Below are 9,420 nucleotides of genomic sequence, written 5' to 3'. Positions count from 1 at the left end.
GCAAAATAAATTACAACTATTAGATTTCAAGATCACTGTTTTATAAAAAAATCTGGTAAATTTTAAAATATTTATTAAAATAGTTTTTTGTCAATTGATAAACTGATAAATTGCTAAATTGCTAAATCGTAATTGGAGAATTAAATAATGCTGCCATCTAAAAGAAGTGAACAATTGGAAAAGTTTCTTTTAAAAGAAATTAATAATATAATTTATCGGAAAATAAACGATCCAAGAATAAAATTTGTTACAATAACCAGGATAAAAGTTTCATCTGACCTGAAATATGCCGATATTTTTGTGACTATCTTTAATGGCGATGAGCAGCAAGAAAAAGCTTTGCAAGGACTTAAGAATGCTACCAAATTTATAAGAGGAGAATTAGGAAAAGACTTAAAACTGCGATATGTGCCAGATATAAAATTTAAAATCGATGAAGAATTAGAGCATCAATACAAATTATTGAGAATTATTAGTAAAATTAATGCTCCACAGGGAAATTCGAAGAAAGATAAAAATAATGAATAGTTTTAATGAAATCATCCAATTAATGCGAGAAAATAACAATTTTTTAATCACTTCTCATGTAAATCTTGATGGAGATGGAATTGGTTCAGAACTTGCTTTATACTCTATTTTAAAAAAATTGAAGAAAAATCCCATTATTCTAAACCAAGATAGATTACCCAAAATATATGATTTTTTGCCCGGTAACCATAGAGTAAATAGCTTAGAAGCTTATAGCTTGAATCCAAGCAGCATCGATGTAGGTATAGTCCTTGATTGTAGCAATATCAAAAGAATTGGGAAAACCTACGAATTATTGAAAAAAATAAAAACCATTATAAATATTGACCATCATAAAAGCAACGAATGTTTTGGGGATTTTAATTATATAGACAGCTCTATTTCCTCTGTCGGAGAAATTATTTATGAATTGATTGGATCCATAGATAGGAATTTATTGGATAAAAATATTTGCACCTGCCTATTTACCGCTATAATTACCGATACAGGTTCGTTTAGATATTCAAATGTAACTTCAAAAACCTTTAAAGTGGTTTCCGATTTAACTTCTAAAGATATAAAACCATATTTAATTGCTAATAACATTTATAATAGAAATACCTATTCGGGATTAAAATTGTTAGGGAAAGCTCTTGCAACATTAGAGGTAGACAAATCTAATTATGTTACATGGGTAACAATAACTCGTAAGATGTTAAGTGAAATCAAAGCGAAAGATGAGGAGATAGAAGGAATAATTGACGTTGCTTCCACCTTAAACAAGATAGGGATATCCCTCCTTTTTAGAGAAGCTGAGGATGGTAAAATAAAGGTTAGTTTTCGTTCCAAAGGAGTTTTTGACGTGAATAAGTTTGCCGCTAAATTTAAAGGAGGCGGGCATCCAAACGCTGCCGGTTGTTTACAATCCGGCAAGATAGATGAAATAAAAGAAAAAATACTTTCTGAATTATTTAATGATATTAGATGTCTTGGATATGAAAATTAGTTGTCGGACAGTTGGTTACTTAGTAGCTGGCGGAAAAGGTTAGTAATCAGGATAGTTATAGTGAATAAAATAATATTAAGGTAACCAAATAGAAAAATATTATCATAATAAAAAAAATAGTTATTGGAATTGATGAACGGAATTTTAAATATAAATAAACCAAAAGGAATTAGCTCTTATCAAGCTGTAAAAGAAATTAGGAATATTTTGGGTATTCCTAAAGTAGGACATACTGGGACATTAGACCCTTCTGCTTCCGGTGTTCTATTAGTATGTATAGGCCAGGCAACAAAAATCGCCGAATATTTAGTAGATATGAAAAAGCACTATCAGGGAGATATGATCTTGGGCATCAGTACTGACTCTCAAGATTCAGAGGGGAACATTATTCAAAGAAGGGGAATAAAAGCAGATATCAACGATAAAAAGATTAATGAAATATTTTATAAATATACCGGTTTAATTCACCAGATACCGCCTATGTTTTCCGCTGCTCATCACCAGGGAGAAAGATTGTATCGCCTTGCCAGGAAAGGTATAGAAGTAAAAAGAAAACCCAAGGAAATCAATATATTTAAACTGAATTTGATAAAATACGAGAAAAAATCAGCTATAGTAAAGTTTGAAGTTATCTGCTCAAAAGGTACATATATTAGAACATTATGCAATGACATAGGTAACGAACTGGGTTGCGGAGCACATTTAACAAATTTAATCAGAAAAAAAGTTGGTAACTTTTGCATTGAAGATTCATTAAACTTAGAAGAATTAAAAAAAGAAAAAACTCTAGGAAAGAAATATCTTATTAGCATTGATTCCGCCCTTGATGAATTTGATACCCTAACCGTAAAAAACGATGTAATTAAAGTCGTATTAAATGGTGGGATAATATCAATTGATCAAATTGTTGAGATGCCGGGTAGACTAAACAAAAGAAAAAATAATTTTGTTAAAATGTTTGACCTTGAAGGTAATTTTTTAGCCATAGGTACTCCAATGGCTAAAAAGGGGGAAAATATTTTTTTTAAAGCGGTTAAAGTTTTTCAAAATAATCAAATTTGCTAATTAGATTTAAAATAATACATCATGGAAATTATAAAATACTCCAAAAATATAATATTGCCAAAAAAGAAACGATACATTGCGTTAGGTGTCTTTGATGGTGTACACCTGGGACATCAAAAATTAATTAAATTAACTTCAAATGCAGCTAAAAAGAACAATGGAATAAGCATTGTAGTCACTTTTGACCCTCACCCCGATAAAATAATCGAGCCAGAAAGCAATATTTTTTTATTAACTACTTTGGAAGAGCGGATAAAGCTCATTAAAGAATTAGATGTTGATATTTTTCTGATCATCAGATTTAACAAGATGATGAGTAAAATGTCGCCCGATGATTTTATTAGCAAAATATTAGTCACTAAATTAGACGTTAAAGAACTTTTTGTAGGCTTTAATTATAAATTTGGTTTTCAGGGAAAAGGAACTATAGAGATTTTAAAAAAAAGTGGTCAGTTATACTTATTTAAAACAAATATATTGAAACCAATAGTGATAGACCATAACATCATTAGCAGTACTTTAATAAAAGATCATATTAAATTAGGAGACATTAAAAAAGCAAGAGAATTTTTAGGGCATAATTTCGCTCTTTCAGGAAGAGTGATCCCCGGAAAGGGAAGGGGGAAAAAATTATTAAATTTTGCTACCGCTAACATAGAGGTACCCATAGATAAACTTCTTCCGGTTAACGGCGTATATTTAGTAGATATAAAAATTAATAATAAAAAATATTATGGTTTAATGAATATAGGAATTAAACCGACCTTTAAAGAGATAGAACGTACTATAGAAGTTCACATTATAAATTTTAATAAAAAAATTTATAATAAAAAACTATCGGTAAGCATTTTATCAAAAATTAGAGAAGAACGATATTTTAATCATCCAAATTTATTAAGGAAACAAATAGAGGAAGATCTTTTATTAGCTCATAAAATGATAAATAATTTGTAATAAGGTATGGGTTTTTGTATTTTCGGAAATATTTATTCTCATTAATCATTAAATATTACTGGTTACTTTATTTTATACGCTATACTAAGATAATGTTTTTGTTTAATACTAATTTTAGGTTGAAGGGTAAGGCTGTTTATGATAAAATACTAAAGATACAAATCAATAATTAAAATGTATAAAATGTTTAATAAAAAATAAAATAATTTAAAACTGGGGAAGAAGAAAATTTCCCTAATTAGAATATAAATAAAAAATAGAAGGAGAAATAACATGGTTTTTGCTAAAGAAGATAAAGAAAAAGTAATAACAAAATATCAGCATCATAATACTGATACCGGATCACCGGAAGTTCAAATTGCAATTTTAACTGAGAAACTAAACGATTTAACCGAACATTTAAATAAAAATAAGAAAGATTTTCATTCAAAGCAAGGTTTATTGAAAATGGTAGGAAAAAGAAGAAGGTTGTTAAACTATCTTAAAAGTAAAAATATCGATAAATATCGAGAGGTAATTGAGGCATTAAATTTAAGAAAATAGTAAATTAAGCGTTCGTAATAAGTTTTATTTTTATATTTTAAGAAATTTATAATTATTATTATTTTTTCATAATATTGTTTAAATGAGGGTCGGATTGGAAAAATCCGAATTGTCTTCTGCGTTCTAACTGAACGCTTTTTTCTCTCTTTTACAAGATATCAACAAATAGGAATGAATAAAAAATAATTACAATAATCAATAGTTAATATTTACAATTCAGCAAGCGGATTAAATAATAAGGAGGATAAATATTATTTAATGTTAAAAAGCAAAGAAACAGAAATTAATTTAGATGGTAAAATAATAAATATAGGAACCGGCAAAATTGCCAAGCAGGCGGCTGGTTCAGTAGTAGTTAGTTGCGAGGGAACCGTTGTATTGGTAACAGCAGCTTCTTCCCCGGAACCACGTGAAGGAACGGACTTTTTCCCCTTAATGGTTGATTATGAGGAAAAATTTTACGCCGCAGGTAAAATACCGGGTGGTTTCTTCAAAAGAGAGGGTAGGCCGAGTAAAAATGCGATATTGACTTCCAGGCTTATTGACCGGCCCTTGAGACCTTTATTCCCTAAAGAATATAGAAACGATGTTCAGATTATTGCCACCGTTTTTTCCTTTGATCAAAAAAATTTACCCGATATATTAGCCATGATAGGTGCTTCTGCAGCTTTATGGATATCAGATATTCCCTTCCAAAGTCCCATAGGGGCTGTAAGAATTGGCCTAATAGATAAAAAATTTATTATCAATCCTGGTCCTCAAGAATTAGAAAATACTGAATTGAACTTAATTATCGCTGGTACAAAAGATTCAATTATTATGATGGAAGGCGAGGCAAAAGAAGTCTCTGAAGAGACTATATTTGAAGCAGTTAATGTTGCTCACCAGTCAATAAAGACCATTATAGAAGGTCAAGAAAAACTGGCAGCTATTTTAGGAAAGTCTAAGGTCGATCAAGAAAAAGATTATCAAAAAACATCAGAATTAACCGATAATTATCGGCAAGAAATTAATAATCTTTACCAGAAGGAAATTAAAAACGCTATATGTAAAATTGAAAAAAAGGAAAGAGAAAATTTACTAGAAGATATTTTTAAACAGATCATGGAAAAATTATCTCCCGAAGGAGATAATATTCTTTTTTTGAAAGAAGCCTATGATGAGACTTGCAAAGAAGTAGTTCGTAATTTAATTATTAAAGAAAAAGTAAGAGTCGATGGAAGAAAGTTAGATGAAATACGTTCAATTAGCTGCGAAACTGGAGTATTACCACGAGTACATGGTAGCGCATTATTTACCAGAGGACAAACTCAAGCCTTAGTTATCACTACTTTAGGAACAGTAAAAGATAGACAATTTATAGATACTTTAGAAGAAGAATCATCGGAAAGGTTTTATTTACATTATAATTTCCCTCCTTTTAGCGTAGGTGAAGTAAGACCAAGAAGGGGGCAATCAAGAAGAGAAATTGGCCATGGTTCCTTAGCTGAAATGGCATTGAAAGCATTGATTCCCTCAGAAGAAGAATTTCCTTATACTATTCGTATCGTATCGGAAATATTAGAATCGAATGGTTCCTCTTCAATGGCGACCGTTTGCGGAGGCAGCCTATCTTTATTTGATGCCGGTGTCCCTCTTAAAAGACCTATTGCCGGTATTGCTATGGGATTGGTAAAAGAGAATGAAAATGTAGAAATATTAACTGACATTTTAGGCTTAGAAGACCATTACGGAGATATGGATTTTAAAGCTGCCGGAAGCAGCCTTGGTATTACCGCCATTCAAATGGATCTAAAAATTGCCGGCATCTCCAAAAATACACTGATTGATATTTTAAAGAGATCGAAAGAAGCAAGATTGTATATTCTTGAAAAAATGAATAAAGCCCTATCGCAGTCTCGAGAAAAATTATCAGACTATGCACCAAAAATTACAATAATAAATGTTGATCCTTCTAAGATTGGCTTGATCATCGGTCCTAGCGGAAAAAATATTAAAAAAATTATAGAAATAACCGGAGCTTCTATCGATATTAAAGACGATGGTGAAATTTTTATTGCTTCGGCAGATGGGAAATCTCTAAACAGCGCAAAAAAAATGATTGAAGATATGGTAAGAGAAGCCAAAGTAGGAGAAACCTATGAAGGTAAAGTAACTAGAACCACAAGTTTTGGCGCTTTTGTAGAAATATTTCCCGGTAAAGAAGGATTAGTTCATATTTCTAAATTATCACGAAGACGCATAGGCAGAGTAGAAGATGTAGTTAGAGTGAATGATAATATTTTGGTTAAATGCATTGGAATTGATAGTCAAGGTAGAATTGATCTGAGAAAAATAGATAATGATGAAAATGGTGTTGTAGAAGATGACAGAGATAAAAAAAATGAAAATTACGATTAAAGTATATAATTCAATATAAAAATAAATAATTCAAAAAAGGGATTACTTGTGGAAAATAATAAGATTGAAATAAAAATAGAAAAAATTAGCGGATGCGAAGATTTACCTTTACCTTTTTCCACAAGTGAATTCTCCTCTGGTGTTGATTTGTTATCTGCGGAACCATCAAATACCGTATTAAAACCGGGCAAGATAAAATTGGTATCTACGGGGATAAAAATAATGATTCCCGAAGGGTATGAGGGACAAATAAGGCCCCGAAGCGGCTTAGCTATTAAGCATGGAATTACTGTTTTAAATACCCCTGGTACTATTGATTCGGATTATAGAGGTACGGTAAAGGTAATATTAATTAATTTGGGTGAAGATGATTTTACTATACAAAGAGGAGATAGGATAGCCCAATTAGTCATACAAAAAATATTTTTTCCTAAATTTAAACTTGTAGAGACCTTGGATAAAACCAAAAGAGGAGAAGGTGGCTTCGGACACAGCGGCATCTAAAACAGTAATGAGTGATAAGTAATGAGTAATAAGCATTAAGATTAAATTTCCTAATTCCTCAAAAAGGTTACTTATCACCGCTATTTTTTCTTTACTATATACTAACGACTAACTTAGGCGGAGGTATTCAATGACCACTGAACTAATCTTTGGTATGGTGGGAGGTCTGGGTTTATTTTTATATGGGATGCAGTTACTTAGCGATGGCCTACAAAAAGTTACCGGTGATAGAATACAGAAAATTCTGGAATTCTTAACCAATAAACCGGTAATGGGTGTTGTAACCGGCACTTTAATAACTTCAATTATTCAAAGTAGTAGCGCAACAAGCGTTATTACTATCGGATTGGTTAATGCAGGATTATTAAGCTTAAAGCAAGCGGTAAGTGTCATTGCCGGTGCGAACATAGGTACTACCATAACAGCCCAGATCGTATCTTTTCGCTTAGAAAAATATGCTCTCCCGGCAATTGGGATTGGTTTTATTATTAATTTTTTAGCCAGAAAAAGAAGCTATAAATATTTTGGCCAAATATTACTCGGTTTTGGCATACTATTTTTAGGCTTGTACACTATGTCCCAAGCAGTAAAACCCTTAAGAGATTATGCTCCCTTTATAACTTTATTAACTAATATTTCTATAAATCCTTTATTGGGTATTGTAGTTGCCGCCATCTTTACTGCCGTTATTCAAAGCAGTAGTGCTACCACAGCCATCATCATCGCTATGTCCATTCAGGGTATTATAAGCTTAGAAACAGCAATACCCCTTATTTTGGGAAGTAATATAGGAACTTGTGTTACTGCCTTAATTGCCAGCATAGGAAGTTCAATAACCGGAAAAAGACTTGCTTTTTCTCATTTACTTTTTAATATTGGAGGGGTTATTCTGTTTTTTTTCTTTATAAATAAATTCGCCTACCTGGTATCTTTTACCTCCTCCAGCATCCCAAGGCAAATTGCCAACGCACATACACTATTTAATGTAATTGACGCAGCAATATTAATTCCTTTTCTTTCTTATTTTATTAAACTGGTGGTTAAAATTTTACCAGGTGAAGAGATAGTTATCAAGAAAGGTCCCCTCTACCTGAATAAAGAAATGATAAATACACCATCCCTTGCTCTTAGTCAGGTGACTAAAGAACTAGTGAGGATGGGGGAAATGGCTGAAAGTATGTTAAATGATGTGATGATGTCTTTTATTCAAAATGACCTTAATACCTTAAACAATGTATATTTGAAAGAAGAAGTAGTAAATACCCTGGAAAAGGAAATTACCAAATATTTGGTATTAATTTCTCAACGATCCCTTAGCCCTACGCAATCGAAAAGATTGACAAATTTAATGAATATAGTGAATGATATAGAAAGAGTAGGTGATCATGCTGAAAATTTGGCTGAACTTGCAGAAGAAAAAATCAATGAAAAACTACCTTTTAGCGAAAAAGCATTAGATGAACTTAAATATATGTTTTCAAAAGTTCAATTTTCATTAAATAAATCGGTATCTGCCCTAAAAATTAGGGACGTAGAATTAGCACGGGAAGTCGTTCTACAAGAAGATGAGATTGATAAAATAGAGAAAGAACTTCGTAGTAATCATATAAAGAGACTTAACCAAGGTGTTTGTTATCCCGAATCAGGAGTTATTTTTTTAGATTTGATTAGTAACTTAGAAAGAGTGGGAGACCATGCTAATAATATTAGTTTAATGGTTATTGACGAATTATCTAAAAGTTAGAGGAAAATATGTTATTCATATTATTAGGGTTAATACAAGGATTAACTGAATTTTTTCCGGTAAGTAGTTCAGGGCATTTAGTTATCGCAAAGTATCTGTTGCGATTACGTTTACCGGGTGTAGCATTCGAAGCATTTTTGCATTTTGGAACAGTAGTTGCCGTAATAGTACTATATAATAAAGATATAAAAGAATTATTAATTTCATTTCTCAAAAGTATTTATCAACTGTGTCGTGGAGAAAATATGTCCGATATTTTTAGAAATGATTCATCATCAAAACTCACCTGGTTTTTAGGAATCAGTACCATTCCGGCAGCAATTATTGGATATGCTTTTGATTCATATTTTGAAATACTTTTCGCTAAACCCATAATAACTTCCTTTATGTTAGTAATTACCGGAATCTTGCTTTGGTTAGGCAATAAATATTACGTTGGGAACGGCAAGAATATTTTGGAAATTACCTATCGAGATGCTATTATTATAGGTGTAGCTCAAGCTATAGCTATTTTACCGGGAATATCGAGATCCGGTTTTACTATTATTGCCGGATTATCAAGAAATTTAGATCGAAAATTTGCGGCAAAATATTCTTTTATACTATCTATACCTATTATTCTGGGTGCTTCAATCTTTAAAATTAAGGAATTATCTTCCTTGAATATAGATTTAACTATCTTAGTATTATCCGGATT

The 9,420-nt window shown here is 31.3% G+C and carries 9 protein-coding genes; all 9 read left to right on the top strand.

The features are described from left to right. The first annotated feature begins 147 nt into the window (after positions 1 to 147). Positions 148 to 528: a 30S ribosome-binding factor RbfA gene (gene rbfA / locus ENO17_03720; GenBank protein HER24144.1), complete on the top strand. Its 381-nt coding sequence runs from the start codon at positions 148 to 150 to the stop codon at positions 526 to 528. Beyond that, on the top strand, positions 485 to 1,513 hold the full coding sequence (locus tag ENO17_03715) for a bifunctional oligoribonuclease/PAP phosphatase NrnA (protein HER24143.1): 1,029 nt from the start codon (positions 485 to 487) through the stop codon (positions 1,511 to 1,513). The genes rbfA and ENO17_03715 overlap by 44 nt, the downstream gene beginning before the upstream one ends. Before the next feature lie 132 nt (positions 1,514 to 1,645). Continuing rightward, complete coding sequence (truB, locus tag ENO17_03710; GenBank protein HER24142.1) at positions 1,646 to 2,578, top strand: tRNA pseudouridine(55) synthase TruB; 933 nt, start codon at positions 1,646 to 1,648, stop codon at positions 2,576 to 2,578. Between the two features lie 21 nt (positions 2,579 to 2,599). Continuing rightward, positions 2,600 to 3,532 (top strand): bifunctional riboflavin kinase/FAD synthetase, encoded by a 933-nt coding sequence (locus ENO17_03705; protein HER24141.1) that lies wholly within the window; start codon positions 2,600 to 2,602, stop codon positions 3,530 to 3,532. Positions 3,533 to 3,805: 273 nt separating this feature from the next. Further along, complete coding sequence (locus ENO17_03700) at positions 3,806 to 4,075, top strand: 30S ribosomal protein S15 (protein ID HER24140.1); 270 nt, start codon at positions 3,806 to 3,808, stop codon at positions 4,073 to 4,075. A 258-nt stretch (positions 4,076 to 4,333) separates the two neighbouring features. Continuing rightward, positions 4,334 to 6,475, top strand: coding sequence for a polyribonucleotide nucleotidyltransferase (locus ENO17_03695; protein ID HER24139.1), 2,142 nt, complete (start codon positions 4,334 to 4,336; stop codon positions 6,473 to 6,475). Between the two features lie 48 nt (positions 6,476 to 6,523). Then, entirely contained in the window at positions 6,524 to 6,979 is a 456-nt protein-coding gene (locus tag ENO17_03690; protein HER24138.1) for a dUTP diphosphatase, read from the top strand. 130 nt (positions 6,980 to 7,109) lie between these two features. Beyond that, on the top strand, positions 7,110 to 8,723 hold the full coding sequence (locus ENO17_03685) for a Na/Pi cotransporter family protein (GenBank protein ID HER24137.1): 1,614 nt from the start codon (positions 7,110 to 7,112) through the stop codon (positions 8,721 to 8,723). Between the two features lie 8 nt (positions 8,724 to 8,731). After that, positions 8,732 to 9,420: undecaprenyl-diphosphate phosphatase (locus ENO17_03680; GenBank protein HER24136.1), on the top strand; the 689-nt coding region annotated here is incomplete at its 3' end.

Source organism: Candidatus Atribacteria bacterium (genome assembly GCA_011056645.1).
Lineage (GTDB): Bacteria > Atribacterota > Phoenicimicrobiia > Phoenicimicrobiales > Phoenicimicrobiaceae > Sediminicultor > Sediminicultor quartus.
This window is presented reverse-complemented; position numbering and strand designations above follow the sequence as displayed.

Coding starts and splice junctions, on each gene's coding strand:
- rbfA (HER24144.1), top strand. CDS start 148: ATGCTGCCATCTAAAAGAAGTGAACAATTGGAAAAGTTTCTTTTAAAA.
- ENO17_03715 (HER24143.1), top strand. CDS start 485: ATGCTCCACAGGGAAATTCGAAGAAAGATAAAAATAATGAATAGTTTT.
- truB (HER24142.1), top strand. CDS start 1,646: ATGAACGGAATTTTAAATATAAATAAACCAAAAGGAATTAGCTCTTAT.
- ENO17_03705 (HER24141.1), top strand. CDS start 2,600: ATGGAAATTATAAAATACTCCAAAAATATAATATTGCCAAAAAAGAAA.
- ENO17_03700 (HER24140.1), top strand. CDS start 3,806: ATGGTTTTTGCTAAAGAAGATAAAGAAAAAGTAATAACAAAATATCAG.
- ENO17_03695 (HER24139.1), top strand. CDS start 4,334: ATGTTAAAAAGCAAAGAAACAGAAATTAATTTAGATGGTAAAATAATA.
- ENO17_03685 (HER24137.1), top strand. CDS start 7,110: ATGACCACTGAACTAATCTTTGGTATGGTGGGAGGTCTGGGTTTATTT.